The sequence below is a fragment of the Lysinibacillus sp. NPDC096382 genome, from assembly GCF_044762845.1.
Taxonomy (GTDB): domain Bacteria; phylum Bacillota; class Bacilli; order Bacillales_A; family Planococcaceae; genus Lysinibacillus.
On the sequence record NZ_JBIWFC010000030.1, the window covers coordinates 15,764 to 39,246 of the forward strand.

A 23,483-nucleotide genomic window follows, 5' to 3' on the forward strand; every position below is an offset into this window, starting at 1 on the left:
TTACTATAAGAAAGAAGGCTATCAGGAAATGAAGTTATTACACGACAAAATTACACAAGAGGGTAAAGTTTTATCTTCATCTGTATTAAAAGTAGATTCATTTTTAAATCATCAAATTGACCCAATGCTTATGAAGGAAATTGGTCATGAGTTTGCAAATCGATTCTCTGATCAAGTCATCACAAAGATATTAACAATCGAATCTTCTGGTATCGCACCATCTGTAATGCTAGGTCTTGAAATCGGTGCTCCTGTAGTGTTTGCACGTAAACGTAAATCACTAACATTATCAGATAATCTGTATTCTTCAAAAGTACATTCTTTCACAAAAAATGAAACTAATGATATTTCAGTATCACGTAATTTCTTAAATGAAGATGATAACATTCTAATTGTTGATGATTTCTTAGCTAATGGGGAAGCTGTCAAAGGTTTGCTTGATATCGCAGCACAAACTGGTGCAAATGTTGTGGGTGTAGGCATTGTTATTGAAAAAGGCTTCCAAGACGGTGGGAAAATATTACGCCAGCAAGGGGTTCGCGTAGAATCATTAGCGATTGTAAACTCTCTTGAGGATGGCAAAGTAACATTTGCTGCGGAGGCTAATGCGTAATGAATACCGTTAAATCGACGACGCTAGCTATTCAACATTTACTTGCGATGTATGCAGGAGCCATTTTAGTACCACTGATTATCGGTGGGGCAATCGGCTTTGATTCAACACAAATGACGTATTTAGTAGCGATTGACATTATGATGTGTGGGGTCGCAACACTTTTACAAGTGTATTCAGGTAAAATGATCGGTATTGGTTTGCCAGTAGTACTAGGCTGTACATTTACAGCAGTTAGTCCAATTATTGCAATCGGTACAAATCCTGAACAAGGTATTACTGATATTTATGGATCTATTATTGCATCAGGTATAATTGTTATGATTATTGCAGGCTTTTTCGGTAAGTTAGTAAAATTCTTCCCACCAGTTGTTACAGGCTCGGTTGTGTCGATTATCGGTATCTCTTTACTACCAGTAGCTTTAAACAATATGGCAGGTGGACAAGATGCAGCAGATTTTGCATCTGGTTCTAATGTAACTTTAGCGTTTATTACATTGGTTATTATTTTAGTCGTTTATCGTTTTTCTACAGGTTTCATTCGTGCAATTTCCATTTTAATCGGATTAGTCGTAGGGACAATCCTAGGAGTATTTATGGGGAAGGTTGATTTTAGCCCAGTTTCAGATGCTGCTGTATTACACATGGTTCAGCCATTCTATTTTGGGGTGCCAACATTTAATTTATCTGCAATCATTACAATGACGCTTGTAGCGATGGTTTCTTTAGTAGAGTCATCAGGGGTTTATTTTGCACTGAGTGATATTTGTAATAAAAAATTAGATTCAAAAGATTTATCACGTGGGTACCGTTCAGAAGGTCTAGCCTCTGTTATCGGCGGTATTTTCAACGCTTTCCCATATACAACATTCTCGCAAAACGTGGGACTTACGCGTATGTCAGGCGTCAAAGACCGTAAAGTCATTTACATCACAGGTGGTTTACTAGTAGCACTTGGCTTCCTACCAAAAGTTGCAGCGTTAACAACGATTATTCCAACACCAGTACTTGGTGCGGCAATGCTTGCGATGTTTGGTATGGTTATTACACAAGGTATGGGCATGCTAGTACCTGTTATGAATGAATCAGCGGAAAACGCCATGATTGCTGCAATTGCAGTCAGCCTTGGTGTCGGTGTATCGGTTGTTCCGGGGATTTTTGATGCACTACCAAAAGGTGTTTCTCTTCTAACATCTAACGGTATCGTTTGTGGTTCAGTGACAGCGATTATTCTTAATATTTTATTCAACATGATTGGGCCTAAGCATAAGGAAGACCCGATGCATGGAGAAGCTTAAAGGAAATCTATAAAAAATGTCGTCTACTTCTAAAGTAGATGACATTTTTTTATGCGAAAGAGGGCTACCGAATGAGGGGGGAACTGTATTTTTACTTTACAACAAGGTTATGACTATTTTTATTCAGCTAAAAAGGCAGAAAGTGTATGAAAAATATGGTTAGAGATTATTGATTATAAATTGGAAAGTTTATTTGATTTATTGCAAGAAATGGTAAGGGTTGTATTGCCAGTTGAAAAAGGGAAGTAATTTTTTATCTATTTATATCCAGTGAGTTGATTATATGCTTTTTGTTAGTATTATGTATGACAAGGAGTGGACTGCAAACATAATAATATCATTAATGATATTGAGTGGGTCGGTACTTATTTTATTCGGTGTAACAGATTTAATTTCTTACAGTACTTATTTTAGTATTTAACCTATCACCAATGAAGTTAAAAAGAATATTGCTATTTTTATTTGGATTGCTTTGGTCAGGTTTATTCTTTTTCATCTTTATTACCGGGGAATATTAAATTTACGGCTGTCTCTTTATTTCATAAGACTAGCCTATAAAAGGGTAGAATTAGGTATTGTAATGCAGTTTGAAATGGAATATCATGAACCTTATGGAAAGGTTGGGTATAAATGAATTTAAAGACTGCTAAAGAAGTTATTGAAGAACTACAAGTAACTATGAATTCACATATGTGTCAAGAAGAAAGAATGAAATTGGAAGTTTGGTTAAAAGAGTATTACATAGACGAACTAATAAAAAATAAAGTACCAATGAATTCGGATTGCTAGTCATTTAAAAAGGGTAACCATTAAAGTGGACACTTCATTTCGAAGGTGTCCTTTAAATACCCACCCAAAGTATCCCGCCCAAATAGTATTGGGCTAAAGCATAAGGAAGACCCGATGCATGGGGACGTTTAAAAGATTTCTATAATAAACAAAATGTCATCTACTTCTATAGTAGGTGACATTTTTTTATGAAAAGTAGATGTTTAAATATTAAATGGTAGGGAATCTAGAAAATAGATACATCTTAATAGAATGCAAGTCGATGTCCCAACATATATTTAAAACAAATAAAACTACTTTTGAAAGGTCTCTTACAAAATGCAAAGTATATTTCTGATTTTAATACTTCAATTAATTTATGTGCCTTTTTTAACGTTACGTACAATACTTTTAGTGAAGAACGTTACTTTCCTTGCCGCCATATTCGGTATGCTAGAGATGTTAGTGTATGTATTTGGCCTTTCACTCGTCTTTAGTGGGAAGCAAAGTATGTTAGCTATGGTCTTTTATGCAGTTGGCTTTGGGTTGGGTATATTTTTAGGGGCCAAAATTGAACGTAAATTAGCGATTGGCTATGTTTATACGACTATTAATACGCAAAATAAGAATGAAGAACTTGTGAAATTTCTTCGGAATGAAGGGTTTGCGGTCACGATTTACATTGGTGAGGGGAGAGATAGTAACCGCTATAAATATGAAATATTAACAAAGAGAAACCGTGAGACGGAATTGTTCCAAATTGTTGAGCATTATGAACCGAATGCTTTTATTATTTCGTACGAGCCTAAATCATTTAAAGGTGGATTTTTACTGGATCGAATGAAGGTAAAACATAAATAGTTTTTCCTTAACATTGCCCTTTTGTCTTTATGCAGAAGGGCATTTTTTTGTGTTATACAATCCATCGAAACATCATACCATCACAAGCAATTATGCCGGGCATAATGTGCTGCTGTCGCTACGCTTTCGCGCAGATAAACAATGCGTCCGGAATTGGCTTTGTGCTTAGGACTGCACGATAACTGCTAACATTCTTTACTGACCTCTTTCCGATTCCGTCACATCCGTTGCAAGAAGTTAAATGTGAGAAATTTAGCGACCAAGCTCGATAAAAAATATTACTATTATTATACTGACAGACGTGAACAATAACATGTTCAAATTGATTTTTTCATACTATAAAAACATGCAAGTCTCGAAAGGGGTGTTGTATGTATTTTTTTACGAAAGGCTTGGTCATTCTTATAGGAAGTGCAGCGTTAGCATTAGGGATAAACTTATTCTTAACGCCCTATCAAATTTTAGATGGGGGCGTTGTAGGGATAGCGCTTATTTTACACTATATATATAAGCTTAAAATAGGTTTAATGATCATCATTATTAGTATCCCAATTTTCGTTATTTCTTGGTATAAATACAGAGCGTATTTTTACAATAGTATCCATGGATTATTCGCATATTCTCTTAGTATCGATTTACTAAAGCCCGTCCGGAATCTTATTCATGTAGATGCCATCTATAGCGCCATATTTGGAGGGGTACTTATGGGCTTTGGTGTTGGTTTGATGCTTAGATTTCAGACAAGCACTGGTGGTACAGATTTGATTGCCCAATTTTTAAGTGATAAAACTGGAATTAATGTCGGGATACTTATTTTTATGATAGATTCAATCGTCATCGTCATAGGGGGACTGCTTTTATCTTCTAATACATTATTGCTTTCTATTATTACAATTTTGGTAGCAGGGATTACTACAAGTATCATAACTAGCCGTGTTTAATAAAAAATAGCTTCAGTAGGACTGAAACTATTTTGAAAATCGTTATCGAGAGCTCTTCATCATTCGCTTTTTAGGATGTGCGGGCTTTACTTCCGCAATTAATATGGCGAGTAAAATCAGTACTGCCCCTACAACCATACGACTTGTTAATACTTCATGTAAGAATATAACGGATAATACCATGCCGAAGAAGGATTCTGTTGACAGGATAATCGCAGCCTTTGTAGCAGATGTATATTGATTCGCAATATTTTGAAAAAGATAGGCGAGGGTAGTTGAAAAAATGGCTAAATAAACGATTGAATAGATTGCCTCTTTTTCAAGAGTAGTTGGGATATCGCCTTGACTGACTACGACCAAAACACCTAAAAGAGATGCTGTGATAAATTGAATAATCGTCAGAGCAATGGCATCTTCCTTTTGGACAAAAAGGTTCGTACAAAAAATATCAAAGGCAAAGGCGACAGCACAAGCTAAGGAAAGTGCATCTCCGATATTCATTGTTAGTGAGCCCTGCAAAGAAAGAAAACCAATACCAACAATAGCGATGATCGAACCGATAATCTCGTAGCCATCTATACGACGTTTGTAAACCGCAAACGCAATAATTGGGACAATAATGACATTCACAGCAGTTAAAAATGCATTTTTAGATGGTGTTGTATATTGTAACCCTACTGTCTGAAGGGCAAAGGCAATATACAAAATGCTTCCTAACAAAATACCTTTCCAGATAACTGATTTTGAAACTTTTTTTAATTTATATCCAAATAAGACTATCAGGATAATTGAAGCTAATAAAAATCTACCTGCCATTACTTGATAGGCTGTTAAATATTCTAATGCAATAGCCGTTATGACAAAACCGCTACCCCAAACGATTGCAGTGACTAATAGCATACCATCAGCTATGTATTGTTTCATCATTCCTCCTCCTAACTTCAATAGAATAACATGAGATGGGAGAAAATAATTTGATTTTAATTCTAAAGATTCAGGCGTTTTTTTGTACTTATTCCAAAGCTGTCATTCAACAATCGTTTTGCTATGTAATAAGTACAATTTAACGGCTGCAGCTATGCGCTCATAAAAAACATAATCATTTTCTAAAGGTGCTACTAGCTGACGTATTTTTGACATACGATAACGGATTGTGTTTGGATGGCAGAAATGAGCAACGGCTACTTCTTTAATATTTCCTTGTTTTACGACATAGGTGATCGCTGTTTTCATTAAGTCCGGATCGACTTTTTCCTCGAATAGGGGACCAAGATAGCTATTTACATAGTCCATAGCAAATTTAGCGTCCTTGCGATGCAATTCAATTAATAACGAATCGGAAGCGAGGTTCTCATAATGACATATAGGAGCCGTTTTAATTTCAGCCATGATGCGTGCATAAAAGGCTTCATGAACAGCAATAGGGAATTCTGTTTGTGTTATATGACAACGACTATAGCCGAAGGTCATTGAATCCGTCGAGAGCGCAAACAACGTTAACCATTCATTGAGAGCTTTTTTAAATTGAAATTGCTGTGATGGATGGGTCATAACAATGAAGAGGCTCCTTTTATAGGTACAAATCATACCAGATTTCAATAAAGGCTCTAATTGGAAAAGGGATTGCATCCATTGACTATTTGCATGATCTTGCGTTTGAATATTAGCAACAAATATATATTTTTCAAAGGGCTTATTGATTTGCTGTAAAATAGACTTTATTTGTTCATCAGTTACTTCTTCCTCCATAATACGTCGCATAATCGTATTTAAAAAGAATGAATAGTCCTGCGTTTTTGCATAGGCCATCGTTTCTAAAATAATCTTTTCAAAAAATTCATCTCCGCCAAATCGCAATATCGGGAAACTTTGCTCATCCGCATAGACTATCACTTCCTTAGGCAAATCCTCATAGATAACAGGTTTATAAGCTAGAGCACTTGCCCCCAGCTCAATAAGGTTTTTCACGGCATTCCATAAATATTCTGGCTTTTGCTTTGCGAATAATAAACTGCTTAAAACAACACTATTCGGTGTGAAAATCGTTTCTCTCACAGTTTGTATATCAGGTGAAAATTCAAAGTCTAGAATTTCCACATTTTGAACGGGTTTATGTAAACCATTGCGACCAGCAATAACTGTAAAATCTTTTGTAATAGGTAATCGTAAAAACTTCTCTACGTTCATTAGGATATCAAACAACCTTTCTTGTGATTGAGCTTCTATTACTTATAATAACTGATAAGCGCAGTGAAATAGCTGATAAGACAATGCGAATCGCTGATAAACCAACCAATTAAAAAGAATCTGCTGAAGTTCTACAGACAAAGTCCGTAAAGCAAGCAGATTCGCCCACATTATTTAAATTAGATATTAGCGAAAATATTAGGTTTTCTATTTTTCATTGGATTCGTTTGTTCAATAGCGTATCCAACGTTAAGAATACGACCTTCTTTAAAGGCTGGACCAATGATTTGGAGGCCTACTGGTAAATTACCTTTAAAGCCACAAGGAACGGAAAGGGCAGGTAACCCTGTTAAGTTACTTGGGCCTGTAAAACGAATGATATTATCAATTAAATCAACTTTTTCACCGTTCAAATATGCAAAGTCATCACCAATAGTACTTGCCACTACAGGTAATGTAGGTGTAATAAGTACATCAACCTGATTAAAAATCTGTGTAAATTCTTGCTTTATTTGTCTTCGCACCTGTTGAGCCTGTAGGTAATCAACCGCAGATGGTAATTCACCTAGTTCAAATAACAGACGAATATCATCTCCGAAATCCTGTGGTCTTTTCTGTAAATCGGAATGATGGATTGCAGCTGCCTCCGAAAGGGAAGTAACGAGCTCTGCCCACTCTGCATATTGCAAGGAAGGAATTCGAACGATCTCAACCTTTGCTCCTTGATCCACTAAGCTTTGAATACTTGCCCGAACAGCCTTCTCCACATCGGAATCTACTCTGTTAAAGAAATATTCTTCGTTGATGCCGATGACTAAATCCTTCACATTACCCGAGATTTGCTGTACATAATTCTCTGTTGGAACGTCTGTACAAGTAGGGTCTCTATGGTCAAATCCAGAAATAATCCCAAGTAAGCCAGCTGAGTCTTTTACTGTCTTTGTCATTGGACCAATATGGTCTAAGCTCCAAGCAAGAGGGTAGCAGCCATATTTACTTACGCGCCCATGAGTAGGCTTTAAGCCGACAATTCCACAGGCTGATGAAGGGATTCGAATAGAGCCTGCAGTATCTGTACCTAATGATGCAACGCTTGCCCCTGCTGCAACTGCTGCGCCGGAGCCGCCACTAGAACCGCCAGGGATTTTATCCAAATCCCATGGATTGCGAACGGGTCCGTAATGAGGATTATTATTCGTGATGCCCCATGCGTACTCATGCATGCTTAATTTACCCGTGAAAATAACACCGGCATTACGAAGCTTTTCAACAACCGTCGCATCATAATTTGAAATGAAGTCCTTATGAATCTTTGATGACATCGTAGTTATCTTATCTTTAAAGTATAAATTATCTTTTAATGCCATAGGAATCCCGTGATACATTCCACGATACTGTCCATTCAAAATTTCTTTTTCTACCACTTGTGCTTGTGCTAGGGCTTCTTCATGATAAAAAGCCATATATGAATTAATTTTAGGCTGACTTTCTTCAGCAAAATCTAAAATTGCTTTCGTCAACTCGACAGGGGAGATTTTTTTAGTTTCAAGTAAAGGTGCTAACTCTTCAACAGATTTTAAGTGTAAATCAGTTGTCAATGTGGTCACCTCCAGGGATGCTACGGATAGCGATATCAGCATCATCAATAGTGATGCCTTCTAAATTACCACGAAGGGATTGCATACCTTCCCAACGCGCTTTTAGAAGTTCAAGGTGTTCAGACTTTGGTGTAATTCCTTTGTTCTCCAATAATTGTTGAATCGACAAACTCATTAACAGGATCCTCCCTTGAAAATAGTTTTTATCTAAATAGGTTTCCTATAAAGAACAAATCTTTTTATTATAAAGAATTATTGCCATAACGTGAGGGCGATTTCCGCTCCGATTGGGATCTTCCCTGGGGGAGTCCGATGAGGCTTGAGCTCCTTGGGTTTCATATGTGATGCTATGATCCCCAAGGAGTTGCTCAGCCTTCACCCCAATCAACTAATACATGGTATACGTTTTGCTTATGGGGTTGAATTAGTGTAGTACTATAAAAATAACAAATTCCTATAAAAGTTAATAAAATACTATTAATTATAAGCATACACTATTTACAATTTATATCAATGAGTTGATTGAATATATTGTATATTGTGAAAAATATACTACTCTATCAAGTAATTAAGATTACTTTTAATAGAGCAATGTCAACGGTTGAAAAGGATTTCTAGTGCTAGAGCCACCTCTTTTTACATATTATTCACAGTACATTTACAATCCAAGCGTACAATAGACCCTAATAACCAATTTAAGAGGTGCGAGAATGGAGTCTGTTGTGAGACAAAGCATAAAAACAAGTAATTTATTTTCTTATTTAAAGTATTTATACGGGCAGCATCAAAACAATACTCTCTATATAAAACGTTTAAAAGCTTTGAAACACATTATTCAGGACAAGAATTTACATACTTATTTTCAGCCTATCGTCGATTTACAGACGAGGCGAACGGTTGGCTTTGAGGTATTAAATCGTCCAGAGCCTTCCGTATTGTTTCATAGTGTCGATCAGTTTTATGAATTTGTTGGGCAAACAGACTGTGTATTTTTATTTGAATGTTTTTGTCGTAATCTTTCACTGCAGCGTTTTAAAGAACGACTGCACGGAGAATGGGTGAATCGAGATTTTCTAGTATTCGTCAATATACATCCTAATGTTTTACTAGATAAGAGCTACCATAGTGGTGAAACCTTGGAGCTATTAAAGGAGCTTGGCATAAAACCACAGCAGGTAGTGTTTGAGCTCACTGAACGTAGTGCAGTGGTAGATTTTGCACAGTTTGAACGTGTATTATCACATTATCGATCACAGGGCTACCGAATTGCAGTGGATGATGTGGGTTCAGGCTATAATAGCTTGAAAACGCTTATTTACTTAAAGCCTGAGTTTATTAAGCTAGACCGTTCTTTAATACAATTTATTGATAAAAACAGCGAACAGCAGCAGCTCGTTACATTGCTGATGAGATACGCAGAGCAGGCTGAGACGAAAATTATTGCAGAGGGTATTGAACGCCAGGAAGAACTTGAGTATTTACATACTATTGGAATCCACTACGCACAAGGTTATGCGGTAGGGAAACCCGCAAAGGAAATACATTTGGGGAAAATAAGGATGGGTGACCATGAAGATAGGGGAAGTCATAGAAAATGTTCCTTGTATTGATGAATTTGTGAAAAATCAAGAGGTGGATTTACTTTTTATAAATAATCCGTCATTACGTAGTGTTGTCGTTGTCCGAGATGACAAACCAATTGGGCATATTACACGTACACATTTCTATCAAAAAATTGGTACAAGGTATGGCTATAATTTATTTATCGGACGACATAATCAGCTTATTATTAAAGAAAATCCTTTCATTGTAGATCGCAATATACCTATAACAGAGGTCAGTACATTAGCAATGTCTAGACCTTCAGAGGACCTATATGATGATGTGGTTGTAACAAGGAATGACTTATATTACGGCGTGGTAAGTATTCGGGAACTACTGTTGAAGCTCGTAGACACACAAGTAGCTATTGCTAGTTTTTTAAATCCATTAAGTAGTCTTCCTGGCAATAAATTAATTGATGAAAAGCTAGAGGGAGCATTGCAGCTACCGCAATATAGTTTAATGTATTTTGATTTAGACCATTTTAAATCATACAATGACACGTACGGTTTTAATAAAGGGGACAAGATATTACTGTATTTAACCGATATTTTGAAAAGAAATATCGTGGGTACAGAAGATTTTTTAGGACATATTGGTGGAGATGATTTCGTTGCGATTCTTCCGCATTATGAGGTTGCCCCAATCTGTCAAAAAATTATTGATGAGTTTGATGCATTTATTTTAAGCTTTTATGATGTGGGGGATTTAACATACTTACAAGTACAAAATAGAGCCGATGAATTAGAGCCTTTATCTTGTACCACGCTATCCATTGCGGTTATGACTAATCAATATCAGCAATTTGAATCTGTTGACCAATTGTCGGATGCGGTGACACGTGTGAAAAAGCAATGTAAAAAAATTTCGGGAAGTTGTTATCTCATTCATGACAATGAAAAAGAAACCTACCTCGTTCATTAGACGAAATAGGTCAGACTGTAGGCAAGCTTGCCCACAGTCTTTTTTTATAACGGTCGCTTTCCGCGAAGAAGATGCACATATTCAATAAGCATTTTTTATTAAATTTCGTTTTTAGGGCATAATCAAAAGAAATAAAATTCTTTCACATTAGAAAATTATTAATCTAAATAAAACATACTTGAATTATAGGGATTATAGGTATATAATTCGATTACATTATAATTAAACTTCTTAGGAGGCTTTTCATTGTCTACATTACAAATTATTCTTAACGTTGCCGTCTTACTTGTATTCGTTGGAATTTTATATTTTATGAATAAAAAGCACGTTAAGTTTTCAAATCGTGTTTTTACGGCTTTAGGCTTAGGTATTGTACTTGGTCTTGGACTCCATTTAATATATGGTATTGATTCTGATGTGTTAGCTAAAACATCAAATTGGTACAATATTATTGGTACTGGTTATGTTAAATTACTACAAATGGTTGCGATGCCATTAATTTTTATTTCTATCTTAATCGCCTTCACGAAAATGAAGGTTGGTAAAAACTTCGGAAGAATGGCAGCTCTGATTTTAGTTATTTTAATCGGTACAACTGCTGTATCAGCTGCTGTTGGTATTTTTTCAGCAACAGTGTTTCATTTAGATGCTTCACATATTATGCAAGGTGCCGTAGAGGCAGAGCGTGGGGCGTATTTAGAGGAAAAAACTTCCGGATTAACTGCGCCGGATTTACCAACTCAAATTATTGAGTTATTCCCAGCGAACCCATTTTTAGATTTAACAGGTGCTCGATCTACATCAACAATTGCTGTTGTAATTTTTTCAGCATTTTTAGGTTTTGCTTATTTACGTGTAGCACGTAAGGATGGAGACACTGCAGCTACTATTAAAAAGGGCTTGGATGCCATTTATGCATTAGTAATGGGCGTTGTAACAATTGTCTTACGTTTAACACCATATGGTATTTTAGCAATTATGGCACGTACAGTTGCGACATCTGATTTCGGGGCAATCTATAACCTAGGTAAGTTTGTTGTTGCATCTTATGTAGCGTTAATTATCGTGTTTATCGTACACTTATTAATTCTTACTTTAAGTGGGTTAAATCCATTTACGTACTTAAAGAAAACTGCGGAAACATTATTATTTGCCTTCACTTCACGTTCAAGTGCAGGTGCTTTACCAATGAACATTAAAACACAAACAGGTCGTCTTGGTGTACCTGAGGGTATTGCGAACTTCTCGGGTTCATTTGGTCTATCTATTGGTCAAAATGGCTGTGCTGGTGTTTATCCTGCAATGCTAGCGATTATGATTGCACCGACAGTTGGGATTAATCCACTTGATCCAGTATTTATCATTACTGTTATTGCAGTTGTAGCTGTCAGCTCATTTGGTGTAGCTGGTGTTGGTGGTGGTGCGACATTCGCAGCAATTCTAGTATTATCAGCACTTAATTTACCGATTGCACTTGCGGGTGTATTAATCTCAGTTGAGCCATTAATCGACATGGGCCGTACCGCACTTAATGTAAGTGGTTCAATGACTGCAGGTGTGACAACAGCACGTATTACAAAAGAATTGGACACTGAAATGTACAATAATAAAGAATTAGGTGCTCAAGTTTCAGATTTATAAAAAGACAGAGCTACTCTCATATAGGGTAGCTCTTTTTTACGGACATAAAAGTGGGTTGTTATGTAAGAAACAACCCACTTTAATAATATGAAATTTTTATATTATTTTTACATAAAAATCTTTACCGTTTATAATCTCGGTCAGTTCAATGTTATGATTTGTTTTATAGTAATTATAAATACTACGCGCTAACCCAGAGTGTCCATTTAAATATGTTCCTTTTTTAATCTCCCTGCGTGGATTATGGAAATCAAAATACAAGCGAGAATCGTGGCACATTGCATCCAAAATTGCTTTAAACTCTTGTTCTTCAATATGAATCCCGCGTGTATATTTGCATTCTCTGCGGTACGTATCATGAGAAACATTCACCGGCGACGATTCAAGAACCATTTCGATTTTTTTACTCAAATGTTAGCAGCTCCTTTTTAGAAATTAGCACTAAAGGGTAGAAAAAAGATGTGAATTTTAAAAAAAGAAGTAACCTATTGCTAGTACTTATCACCTAAAATTAGGTATGATATTTTTTTATATAAGTTGATTGGAGTGAGACTGGACGGCTCCTGGAAAGCGCCCAGTCGGAACGGAGATCAACCACACACTATTATGATGATCCATAAGTCTAGACTAATATAGTTCAAGTATATAATTATCGGAAAATTATAGCAATATTTTCCCTACCAATCTTGTTGCTGCATTTCTTCTGCTACTACTTGTAAATCATAAGCGGTAATCATCAAAAGTATATAGTCGTGTGTTTCCATATATTTTTCTGCTAGACGTTTCATATATTTCGGGGAGCCTTCATTTTCTTCATCATAAATAAGCAGCAGACCATCTGTATTTTGGATAATGAATTTGTCTTTTTCGATAAATTGCCACGGAGCCTCGTATGGTTTTTTCGTTACACTCGTTACGAAGTCTGCTTGAGCTACTAATGCTTGATATTTCTCTTTTTTATGTTCCTGCCAATTTTTTTCTTGCTCTAAAAAAGGAGTGATAACAGAATATTTTAAATGAAGAAATTCCTTTCTTAACATAAGTATAACCTCGGCAGCCCATGTTTCTACACCTTGCTGGCCACTAATAATCACCCATTCTAAACCTTCATCGATCAATATACGCAGACGGTTTTCGAGTGCTTTTTTTATAATGGCAATGCCGGGGTGCTTGTCATTAAAAATGCCCAATTCATGTGGTCTATAGCCAGTAATAATTATTCGCTGTAGCAAAAAAAACGCCCCCTAAGCTGTATAGTATGTGTAGTCATAGTATACAGTAGGGGGCGAACGAAAACGAATTCCAAGATATTGTTGTATAGTTGTTCCCAAGTAAAGTTGATTGTTATATTAAAAAGCAAATAGTGTTAAAACGGCAGCTACAGCAGTACAGATTCCTAAGAACCACCATGTATCTGTAAAGTCCTCTTTGGAGCCACTATTCATGTAAAGTACTTCCTTTCTGTTTTATTTTAATCTGTCCGTTCCAAGACCAATTCGTCCATACACGCAGTACGGATTCAAATGGTCCACGTTTAAATTTCTTGAAATAGGCAAGGCTGAAAACACATTGCAAGCTATACACGACGATTCCAAATAATATACCGCCAAACACGCCTAACTTGCCGTATAAGCCTAGACCATATCCATAAAATACTGTTGTACAAATAATAGTTTGCATTAGATAATTAGTTAATGATAGTTTACCGACACTCTCAAAGGCAGGAGCGAGACGTTGTACTGGGCGAGTTTTATATATTAAAGCTGCGAGGCAGACATAGCCAACTGCTAATAATTCAGATCCACCTATTAACAGCATACCGGAAAAACTGCTTTCTATAATAAAACTCAGACTCTTTAAAGCTAGCCCTATTGGAACAAGCAGAGCGCCGAGCTTATACCATTTCTTTTCATCTTCCATATTCACAAAAGCTCGCTTTTTAGCAAGCCCCATGCCGAAAAGGGTCAATGCAGAGGTATACATTGGTGCAAGGAACACTAATAAGATAAAGACTAATCCTGCATCATCCATACCCGGAGGTACATCATTTGCACGGAAATTAAAAATGTCTAAGTAGCTCCCGTTAGCGTATACATTGTCAGCTTTTTCTACATAGGTTGCTAACTCTTGCTGTTCTTTTTTCGTTTCTTCTGTGGAACCAAATGATAAGCTAGTAATAAGTACTAAGAAGATACCAGCCCAAATGAATAAAGTTTTCGGTTTACGATTAATAAATGGAATTAAAAACAATATCATCATCCCGTAGGAAAATAAAATATCGCCGTCCCATAAAAATGTTTTATGTAGTAAACCTAAAGCAATTAGCCCTGTTGCGCGGCGTAAAATGGACCATCGACTCTTATCTTTTTTTCTACGAATAGACTCTATCAGCTTAATAAGAGAGAAGCCAAATAAAATGGTGAAGATCGGCATAAAGGATCCCTCTATAAAGATTTTTACAAAATACCAGGCTCCATTATCGAGGGTGGATAGATCTTTTGGTTCATCTTTACCATACATGCCAAACTGGAAAATCAACAAATTCGCCATTAAGATGCCGAATAAGCTAAAACCACGCATTGTATCAATAAAGGTAACACGGTTAGTTGTCATTGTGTTTTATCTCCTTAATTGGTTATCTTATACATAGTGTAGTTGAGAAAGCTTATAGTAAAATGATGGCTACCTTAAAGTATTCTTAAAAGAAGGTGATAGCATGCAAGACGCGTCAATTTTAGTATTAGAGGACGAATATGCAATTGCAGAAATGATTGAAATTATCTTAAGAAAAGAAGGATTTTTAAACATTACACTTTGCGACACTGTTCAAGAAGCAACAAGGAAAATTGAAACGAAGGTTTTTGATTTCTATCTATTAGATATTATGCTCCCGGATGGTAGCGGCCTTGATATGGCGAATATGATTCGAGAGCAAAGTGAAGCGCCAATATTCTTTTTAACGGCAAAAGGTAGTGATGCAGATAAGCTTCGAGGTTTTATGAACGGGGCAGACGATTATATTACGAAGCCATTTAATCCACTTGAGCTTGTTGCGAGGGTGAAGGTTCAGCTTACCAGATATATGAAGGAAAAAGATGCTCCGAGTAGTCATTTATTTTCATGTAGTCGATTTACATTCGATATCGATGCAGCAGAGGTGACTGTAAATGGTACAAAAGAAATTATTAGCGGTAGATTATTCTACTTATTGAAATATTTATGTGAAAATGTAGGGCAAGTATTATCGAAGGAGCAAATTTATGAGCGTGTATGGGGTGACTGTTTGTTTGATGATAATACTGTGATGGTTCATATTCGAAAACTGCGAGAAAAAATAGAAAAGAATCCGGGTAAACCAACTTGCATTATTACTGTAAGGGGGATTGGTTATAAACTTGTTGGAGATGTTCATTCATGAAGCCAGCTAGAAGATTAACGCTTCGTTTTGTATCTTATTTCATCATTTTTTATTTACTAATTATTACTGGCTTTATTATAAGTTTGGTGTCTTTTGCATACTTTATTAATCATCATGTCGGTGACGATATTCATATAATGAGTGTTTCTGAAATTAAAGATGATGCTGTCGTAGAAAAAGGAAATTCCATTAAGATTGCTGATTACTTAGCGAAGCGAGCTGAGGAGAACTTGGGGCAATTATATTTGTTCAATCAATCGATGGACATTGTTGATTACACGGGAGACACATGTGAACTATGTAGTATGACAGATAACGAAATAATGACTCTTAAACGGCCAGGGATGCACACGTGGGAGATTCCTAAATACCATTTGTTATTCCTTCCGGCTTTACCTGTCCAACCGCTTTTTGAGGAAGTAGTTCGAGATTGGAAGGATAAAGGGGAGATTTCTTCAGAACTGCTCCAACGTTTGCAGGATAAGAAGGCATCTGTTGAAATCTATAATGAGCAGTGGGATCGTGTAGAAGTCATTGGTGAACGCCATAAGAAGCTCCATAAGCCTCAATTGCTGGAAGAGAACTACGATATTTTTGAGTATAAAGAGCTTTCAAGAAATGCTTCTTTAGAGGATGGCTCGACACTAGTTGTACGTATGCCGAATCCAGCGTACAAACCATTTGACGAGCCTTTTAATAAAGCGATGGTTTTATTTGTTTCCGTCTTCTTTGGTGGGCATATTATATTGTTAATAGGGATCATCTTTTTATCGATTAGCATTTCTCGTCAATTTGTACGGCCACTCGTTTATGTATTATCTCGTATCGAGCGACTGACGCAGTTTGACTACAGTAAAGTAAGAGATAAAAATATCCATCATCGGAAGACAGGGAAGTTAAAGAGGAAATTTAAATTATTTCAGCCAGTCGATGAATCGATTAATAACTTATCAAAACGCCTCTCTTCCAACGAAAGGCAAATTAAGCATGCAGAGCGATTACGTGAGGAATGGATAACAGGCTTATCCCATGATTTAAAGACACCGTTAAGCTCTATTTATGGTTATTCAACAATGCTAGCTTCTGAGGATTATGAGTGGACGAAGGAAGAAATGCGTGTCTTTGCAACTACGATGCAGGAGAAGGCAACGTACATGGATGCCCTTATAAAAGACTTAACATATACGTACCAATTAAAAAATAGAGCGATCCAGCTTGAAAAAGTATTGATACCACTTAATGTGTGGTTACCTCAATTTGCAGATGAGCAAGTGTCTGTAAACGTATATGGGGATGTTATGTTGGAAGCGGACGAGCTTTTATTAAAGCGCATTTTAGATAATCTCATAACCAATGCTAAAAAATATACGCCTGACGGTACAAAGGTAAACGTTGAAGCGCAAAATATAGGACAGGAGATTATGCTGACAATCGCCGACCGAGGTCCGGGAATTCCTCAGGAGGAGCTCGATAACCTCTTTGAGCGATATTATCGAGGTACGAATACTACAGATGATACAACGGGTACAGGCCTGGGATTGGCTATTACTAAGCAATTAATTGATTTACACAATAGTACCATTAGTGTCCAATCGGGAGAGGAAGGTACAGTGTTTGTCATAAAGTTTAAATGTAAATAGGAGTTTTTTGGCCTCGAAGAATCAACACCGCGTTATGATAATGAGCTCGTTTTTGATTGATAAAGTAAAGAAAACACTGTTAATTTGGGCAGTACAAGTGATGAAACATTCACCTTGTACTGCCTTTTTGTGCTATTTGAGTATTGGTGTGTAATTTTTTTAGGGGATTACCCCTATATGAACAGCTCTCTCTTATACCTATTATTAAGGTGTAAAAGTTGTATACGAAAGACAGCATGATAAGGAGGATGTACACATGAAGACTTCTTTTAAAGTAGTCATCGTTGGAGGAGGAACTGCTGGCATTTCAGTAGCTGCACGTTTACTTCGTCAATCTCATTCGCTTCAAGGGGAGATTGCCATCATAGATCCTGCAGAAAAACATTATTATCAACCACTCTGGACATTGGTGGGAGGTGGTGCAGCAAATAAATGGGACTCTGAACGTGAAATGAGGTCCGTTATTCCTAAAGGAGCTGTTTGGTTAAAAGAAGCTGTTAGTAGTTTTGCTCCCAATCAAAACCAGGTGCTAACACAAGATGGTACAACATACACGTATGATTTTTTAGTAGTCGCCGGTGGGATAGAGATTAACTGGGGTGCTATTAAAGGGCTGAAGGAAGCACTTGGGACTAAAAGTGTATGCAGTAATTACTCTTTTAAGCATGTGGATTATACGTGGGAAACAATCCGTAATTTTAAAGAGGGAACAGCATTATTTACACATCCAAACACTCCAGTAAAATGTGGCGGTGCTCCACAGAAAATTATGCATTTAGCAGAGGACCATTTTAATAACGTCAATGTTCGTGACAATATTAACGTTATTTTTGGTTCGGCCAATCCAGCAATTTTTGATGTTTTAAAATACCGTGAAGCACTTGAAAAGGTAATTGAGCGGAAAAATATTGATGCTCGATTCCGTCGTAATTTGATTGAAATTAAGGCTGATGAAAAAATAGCTATCTTTGAAAATTTAGATACGGGCATATTAGAACAAATAAAATACGACATGATTCATGTAACACCTTATATGTGTTCACCTGCATTTATTCGAACAAGTGCATTAGCAGACGAATGTGGCTGGGTAGATGTCGACAAATTTACTTTGCAACATAACAAGTATAGCAATGTTTTTGGAATAGGTGACAATGCCAATCTCCCAACCTCCAAAACGGGTGCAGCTATACGCAAGCAAGCGCCTGTTGTTGCACAAAATCTTATTGCATTAATGCGACAACAGCCAATGACACAAATGTATAATGGTTACTCTTCTTGCCCGATTGTAACAGGCTACAACAAACTGATACTAGCTGAGTTTGATTACAATAAAGAGCCTGTCGAATCTATGCCTTTTAACCAGGCAGTGGAAAGATCCAGTATGTATTTCATGAAAAAGGATTTACTGCCTGTCATGTACTGGGATGGCATGTTGAAAGGCACAATGTAATTACAAATGAAGGGAGGCGACAAGCATGGCTAATGCAACGGTAAGTATGAGCGAAGAATTATATCGAATAATCGAAACGCTTGAGAAACCAGAAGTCCGACACTCTTTACAGCGATTGTTGGATAAATTACCGAATGTAGAGCAAACGATAGATTCAGCTGAAAATGTTGTGGATTTTGGAAAAGCGGTATTGACGGATGAAAAGACAATAGATCGATACGAACAATTTGTCACTACTTATAATGTAGGCTCAGAAACGATAACAGCTATTGTACAGCTTATAGAGAAATTGCCAAAGCTTGTTCAAATCATTCATCAGTTAGAAAACATCGTTGATTTTGGAAAAGCAGTACTTCAGGATAAACAAACGACAGAATATACAATGAATAATTTAAAGAGCTATATCGATCCGTATGTTGAAAAAGGAAAGACAGGTTTGGATTTCTTAAAAATGGTACAGCAAAGAGCAGAAGAAAAGCCTCAGCATATTAATGTTTTTTCAATTGTTAAATGGCTGAAAGATCCTGCTGTTCAAAAATCACTTAATTATGTCCAATCGGCATTAGATATTTTAAAAGAAAAAAACTAAGTATAAAGGGGAGTTTTACACATGTTATTACGATATTTTTACGATGAAAAATTAGCACACGCTTCTTATGTTGTGGGATGTCAGGCGAAAGGTGAAATGATCATTGTTGACCCGATGCGTAATATTGAACCCTATCTTGCATTAGCAGAAAAAGAAAAGATGCAAATTGTTGGCGCATTAGAAACGCATATCCATGCTGATTTTGTAGCGGGGTCTCGTGAGTTAGCAGACCGTGTTGGAACAAAGATGTATATTTCCGATGAAGGGGATGCTGATTGGAAATATCAAAACCTGGAAGGTATTCCTCATCAATTATTAAAAGATGGTGATGAATTTAGTATAGGTAATCTTATCTTTAAAGTTATGCACACACCTGGGCATACGCCTGAAAGTATCTCCTTCTTATTAACGGATCGTGGCGGCGTAGCAGATAAACCAATGGGGATTTTTACGGGGGACTTTGTCTTTGTAGGTGATATTGGACGCCCTGATTTACTAGAAAAAGCTGCTGGGATTCAGGGTACATCATTATCGGGCGCCAAAGCAATGTTTAAATCATTAGAACGCTTTAAGGCTTTACCAGATTACATGCAGCTTTGGCCGGCTCATGGAGCAGGTAGTGCTTGCGGTAAAGCATTAGGAGCTGTGCCGTCTTCAACAGTTGGGTATGAGAAACAATTCAACTGGGCTATGCAATTTGATGATGAGCAAAAATTTATTGACGCGTTACTAGATGGGCAACCGGAACCTCCTTATTATTTCGCTGTTATGAAACGTGTCAATAAAGTAGGGATAGAGCTTATTAAGAATCTATCACCAGTGAAGGTCGTGTCAAGCTATGAAGAGGTTGCTCAACTTCTTGCGGATGGAAAGCAAGTTATTGATACACGTCCAGCGGAAGACTTTTCACAAGGATTTATCGCAGGTACACTAAACATTCCTTACAATAATTCATTGACAAATTGGGCTGGTTGGCTAGTAGATTATACAAAACCATTATATTTACTAATTAATCCTTCGCAACTGGATGATATTTTAATAGCTTTACGTTCTATTGGTATCGACAATGTTGTTGGTTATGGGGATGTGACGAAAGTTTTGGAAGAGGCTAATGCTCTAGAAAGTTATGAAAATATAACGCCTTTAGAAGCGAAACCATTAATTGAAAATGAAAAAGTTCATGTGCTGGATGTGCGCAATCAAACAGAATATGATGCGGGGCATATTGAAAACGCTCAGCATATTATGGTTGGTACATTGTCTAAACGTTTAGATGAATTGCAAACAGATAAAAAAATTGTTGTACAATGCCAAGGCGGCGCTCGTTCTGCAATTGCTGTAAGTGTACTGAAAGCAAATGGCATTCATAACATTGTAAATTTAACGGGCGGCTACATGGCCTGGCAACAAGAGGTAATGGTTAAAAAAGAAAATTTTATTTAAAGAGGTTGTTCTAAAAGAAAAATAGCATACTAGTAATACTAGTCTGCTATTTTTCTTTGCTTAGTACTTTGGAAGATGAGAAGTAGCAATCGTTATGTTTAATAAAAATGGATTATGAGACTCGTCTGTAAAAGTTAAACGAATTTAGACAACCTTTTTCTCGTTAAAAGGGGTTAAAAAATGATTATTGTAAGTTTGAGTATATTCCTTCTTATTATTGGTAGAATTATTTATAAACGCCATGTCCCAGTGCGTCAAATACAGGAGTGTTTACCGCAAGAGTTAAATGTGGGAACGGTGATAGTGGATGTACGTGATTACAATGATTCTTACAAATCACTTACACCAAATGCATTAAATTTACCGATTTCCTATTTGGTCCGTCACATACATGAACTACCAAAAAAGCCCCTTCATATTATTGCATCAACACAGTTAGAAAAAAATATGAGTGTTCGTATCATTCGGAAAGCAGGGCATGAAGTTAAGAGTTATAGCTTGATTGAAGAAAAAGTATAGGGCAAAGTATGTTGGTTGGTAACAAGGAAACTTAAAGGAATGCATTGATTCTTGTTGTACTTTCAATTTTAAGTCTGGAGTGTGTTTAAATTGGAGAAAGAACAGCTATATTTACAGCAAATATTTCAATATATTCAAGATGGAATTATGATTATGAATCACAAACGTGAGATTTTAATGATGAATCCCTCGGCGGAGCGGTTAACAGGATGGAAATTAGGAGATCGAGTGCCCTTTTGTTCATTTTGTGAAAACCGTCAAAAGTCTCCAAGCGAACATACATGTTATTTAATAGAGCATAATGAGATTCCCTATTTTTTATCGAAAATGCCGACGTATCATGGTAGTAAGATAGATGTTGAAATGAGCACGGCATTGATGTATACAGACGGTAAAACAAACGAGCAAGAGTTTCTGCTAGTATTGCGAGATCAGACCCTTCAGTTAAAGGAAGAAGAGGCCCGGATTTCAAAGCTTATTATTAAAAAGCTGATTGAGGCAAAAGAGGAAGAACATAAAAGGCTTGCGCAGGAATTACATGATGGCGTTGGTCAATCATTATATACAGTATCTGTTGCACTACAAGCGATTGAATCTTATGTCAAAAACAATGAAAAGCTAAATATGTATATTGAAGAAGTACGCAATGAGCTAGAGCAAGTAATGAATGATATTAAGCTGTACTCTTATCAACTTCGCCCTCATAGCATTGATCAGTTAGGGATTACACCTACATTAGGCACTCTTGTCGATTCAGTGCAAAAGGTACATCCTGATATTACTATATCGTTAGAAACAGATTTTGAAGAACGTTGTCATCCATCTGTGGAAATCAATATTTATCGCGTCGTACAGGAGGCTTTACACAATATTACTAAATATGCCAAAGCTTCTAAAGTCGTCATTCGGCTCGAAAAGAAAGCTACAAATTTAACGCTCAATATAGAAGATGATGGCGTAGGATTTAATCTACAGCAAGTGAAGAAAGAAGGGCTTGGCTTAAAGCATATGGAGGAGCGAATTACATTATTAGGCGGATTTTTTAATATTACTTCAGCTCACAATAAAGGTACACAAATTAGCATCCAAGTACCTAATTGGAAGGATGACTTTAGATGATTCGTGTTTTAGTAGTAGATGATCATGTGCTAATCCGTAAAGGAATTGTTCTTTTATTGGAAAATTATATGGATATAGAGGTTGTAGGTGAAGCGGGTGATGGAGCGGAGGCGATCACTCAGGCAATATCATTAAACCCGGATGTCATTTTGATGGACGTTTCCATTCCGAATGGGTTAGATGGATTTACGGCTACTCAAGAAATTCATAAGCAAATGCCTAACGTCAAAATTATTATGTTAACAATGCACAATGAAGTTGCTTATATTCAAAAAGCGATTGCTGTTGAAGCCCATGGCTATATTTTAAAAAATAGTCAAGGTGGAATTCTCTATGAGGCTATCCATGCTGTATATAGTGGTCGCATATATTACAACGTTGGTATTCCACAGGAGCAGATGGATAAATTATTTGAACATAAAGGGCATGAAGATCAATGCATTTTAACTGTGCGTGAGCAGGAGATAATGAGGTTAACAGTTCTAGGGTATACGAATATCCAAATTGCTGGGCAGCTATATATTAGTAGTAAAACGGTTGAAAATCATAAATCAAATATTATGCAAAAGCTCGATTTAAGTAATAAAGCTGAGCTTATTCAGTATGGGCTTGCAAATAACTATATGTAACAACGTGTCGTTGCTAGAAGCTGTGTGCTATGTCCAATGAACAAATAATATGTCAAAAGCATTAAACTGGTTACAAAAGATCACTCGGACGTGAGGAGGGCACTGAAAAAGTCTATATCTTTTCACATTGCGAGGTATTCAACGATTTAATCGTTGAATACCTCGCTTTTTTCATTTGGCACTGTGACTCTACTGTTGTTTTCCGAAGCATTCCGCTCGCTTTCCGCGGGCGAGCGCCGAGCC

22 protein-coding genes are annotated in these 23,483 nt (G+C 36.7%); 15 read left to right on the forward strand and 7 right to left on the reverse strand.

Features of this window, described 5'->3' with window-relative positions:
* Positions 1-28 precede the first annotated feature (28 nt).
* From ACIQZA_RS24555 to ACIQZA_RS24570, 4 genes are all read left to right on the forward strand, one after another.
* Positions 29-613, forward strand: a complete 585-nt coding sequence (locus tag ACIQZA_RS24555) for a xanthine phosphoribosyltransferase (RefSeq protein WP_402884484.1) — start codon at positions 29-31, stop codon at positions 611-613.
* Positions 613-1,911 carry a nucleobase:cation symporter-2 family protein gene (locus ACIQZA_RS24560; RefSeq protein WP_402884482.1) on the forward strand — a complete coding sequence of 433 codons (1,299 nt, stop codon included), beginning with the start codon at positions 613-615 and terminating at the stop codon, positions 1,909-1,911. The genes ACIQZA_RS24555 and ACIQZA_RS24560 overlap by 1 nt, the downstream gene beginning before the upstream one ends.
* A gap of 1,107 nt (positions 1,912-3,018) precedes the next feature.
* The gene (locus ACIQZA_RS24565) at positions 3,019-3,540 is read left to right on the forward strand and encodes a DUF2179 domain-containing protein (RefSeq protein ID WP_142510598.1); all 522 of its coding nucleotides are present in this window, start codon (positions 3,019-3,021) and stop codon (positions 3,538-3,540) included.
* A 371-nt stretch (positions 3,541-3,911) separates the two neighbouring features.
* Complete coding sequence (locus ACIQZA_RS24570) at positions 3,912-4,481, forward strand: YitT family protein (protein WP_402884480.1); 570 nt, start codon at positions 3,912-3,914, stop codon at positions 4,479-4,481.
* Between the two features lie 42 nt (positions 4,482-4,523).
* Here the strand turns inward: ACIQZA_RS24570 and ACIQZA_RS24575 are convergent, their stop codons facing one another.
* From ACIQZA_RS24575 to ACIQZA_RS24590, 4 genes are all read right to left on the reverse strand, one after another.
* Positions 4,524-5,405: a DMT family transporter gene (locus tag ACIQZA_RS24575; RefSeq protein WP_400941588.1), complete on the reverse strand. Its 882-nt coding sequence runs from the start codon at positions 5,403-5,405 to the stop codon at positions 4,524-4,526.
* Between the two features lie 102 nt (positions 5,406-5,507).
* On the reverse strand, positions 5,508-6,668 hold the full coding sequence (locus ACIQZA_RS24580) for a PucR family transcriptional regulator (protein WP_402884478.1): 1,161 nt from the start codon (positions 6,666-6,668) through the stop codon (positions 5,508-5,510).
* 179 nt (positions 6,669-6,847) lie between these two features.
* Positions 6,848-8,266, reverse strand: coding sequence for an amidase (locus tag ACIQZA_RS24585; protein WP_400941544.1), 1,419 nt, complete (start codon positions 8,264-8,266; stop codon positions 6,848-6,850).
* Positions 8,256-8,441, reverse strand: coding sequence for a hypothetical protein (locus ACIQZA_RS24590; RefSeq protein WP_142510594.1), 186 nt, complete (start codon positions 8,439-8,441; stop codon positions 8,256-8,258). The genes ACIQZA_RS24585 and ACIQZA_RS24590 overlap by 11 nt, the downstream gene beginning before the upstream one ends.
* 535 nt (positions 8,442-8,976) lie before the next feature.
* Here ACIQZA_RS24590 and ACIQZA_RS24595 point away from each other — a divergent pair.
* From ACIQZA_RS24595 to ACIQZA_RS24605, 3 genes are all read left to right on the forward strand, one after another.
* Positions 8,977-9,876, forward strand: a complete 900-nt coding sequence (locus tag ACIQZA_RS24595) for an EAL domain-containing protein (protein WP_402884476.1) — start codon at positions 8,977-8,979, stop codon at positions 9,874-9,876.
* Positions 9,836-10,792, forward strand: a complete 957-nt coding sequence (locus ACIQZA_RS24600) for a GGDEF domain-containing protein (protein WP_402884475.1) — start codon at positions 9,836-9,838, stop codon at positions 10,790-10,792. The genes ACIQZA_RS24595 and ACIQZA_RS24600 overlap by 41 nt, the downstream gene beginning before the upstream one ends.
* 312 nt (positions 10,793-11,104) lie before the next feature.
* Entirely contained in the window at positions 11,105-12,433 is a 1,329-nt protein-coding gene (locus tag ACIQZA_RS24605) for an L-cystine transporter (protein WP_305067666.1), read from the forward strand.
* Positions 12,434-12,529: 96 nt separating this feature from the next.
* Here ACIQZA_RS24605 and ACIQZA_RS24610 read toward each other — a convergent pair whose 3' ends face one another.
* From ACIQZA_RS24610 to ACIQZA_RS24620, 3 genes are all read right to left on the reverse strand, one after another.
* Entirely contained in the window at positions 12,530-12,844 is a 315-nt protein-coding gene (locus tag ACIQZA_RS24610; RefSeq protein ID WP_142510590.1) for a hypothetical protein, read from the reverse strand.
* A gap of 266 nt (positions 12,845-13,110) precedes the next feature.
* Positions 13,111-13,665, reverse strand: a complete 555-nt coding sequence (locus ACIQZA_RS24615) for an SLOG family protein (RefSeq protein ID WP_402884473.1) — start codon at positions 13,663-13,665, stop codon at positions 13,111-13,113.
* A 205-nt stretch (positions 13,666-13,870) separates the two neighbouring features.
* On the reverse strand, positions 13,871-15,046 hold the full coding sequence (locus ACIQZA_RS24620) for a DUF418 domain-containing protein (RefSeq protein ID WP_402884472.1): 1,176 nt from the start codon (positions 15,044-15,046) through the stop codon (positions 13,871-13,873).
* A 103-nt stretch (positions 15,047-15,149) separates the two neighbouring features.
* Here ACIQZA_RS24620 and ACIQZA_RS24625 point away from each other — a divergent pair, with 103 nt between their 5' ends.
* From ACIQZA_RS24625 to ACIQZA_RS24660, 8 genes are all read left to right on the forward strand, one after another.
* Positions 15,150-15,851, forward strand: a complete 702-nt coding sequence (locus ACIQZA_RS24625; RefSeq protein ID WP_402884470.1) for a response regulator transcription factor — start codon at positions 15,150-15,152, stop codon at positions 15,849-15,851.
* Positions 15,848-17,491: a sensor histidine kinase gene (locus ACIQZA_RS24630; protein ID WP_400941526.1), complete on the forward strand. Its 1,644-nt coding sequence runs from the start codon at positions 15,848-15,850 to the stop codon at positions 17,489-17,491. Before ACIQZA_RS24625 ends, ACIQZA_RS24630 begins: the two co-directional genes overlap by 4 nt.
* 256 nt (positions 17,492-17,747) lie before the next feature.
* Positions 17,748-18,941 carry an NAD(P)/FAD-dependent oxidoreductase gene (locus tag ACIQZA_RS24635; protein ID WP_400941523.1) on the forward strand — a complete coding sequence of 398 codons (1,194 nt, stop codon included), beginning with the start codon at positions 17,748-17,750 and terminating at the stop codon, positions 18,939-18,941.
* Positions 18,942-18,966: 25 nt separating this feature from the next.
* The gene (locus ACIQZA_RS24640) at positions 18,967-19,530 is read left to right on the forward strand and encodes a helical membrane plugin domain-containing protein (protein WP_400941521.1); all 564 of its coding nucleotides are present in this window, start codon (positions 18,967-18,969) and stop codon (positions 19,528-19,530) included.
* Between the two features lie 21 nt (positions 19,531-19,551).
* Positions 19,552-20,973 carry an MBL fold metallo-hydrolase gene (locus ACIQZA_RS24645; protein WP_402884467.1) on the forward strand — a complete coding sequence of 474 codons (1,422 nt, stop codon included), beginning with the start codon at positions 19,552-19,554 and terminating at the stop codon, positions 20,971-20,973.
* 180 nt (positions 20,974-21,153) lie between these two features.
* Positions 21,154-21,492: a rhodanese-like domain-containing protein gene (locus ACIQZA_RS24650; RefSeq protein WP_402884465.1), complete on the forward strand. Its 339-nt coding sequence runs from the start codon at positions 21,154-21,156 to the stop codon at positions 21,490-21,492.
* An 81-nt stretch (positions 21,493-21,573) separates the two neighbouring features.
* Positions 21,574-22,611, forward strand: a complete 1,038-nt coding sequence (locus tag ACIQZA_RS24655) for a PAS domain-containing sensor histidine kinase (RefSeq protein WP_400941515.1) — start codon at positions 21,574-21,576, stop codon at positions 22,609-22,611.
* Positions 22,608-23,240: a response regulator gene (locus tag ACIQZA_RS24660; RefSeq protein WP_142510581.1), complete on the forward strand. Its 633-nt coding sequence runs from the start codon at positions 22,608-22,610 to the stop codon at positions 23,238-23,240. Before ACIQZA_RS24655 ends, ACIQZA_RS24660 begins: the two co-directional genes overlap by 4 nt.
* The last annotated feature ends 243 nt before the right edge of the window (positions 23,241-23,483 follow it).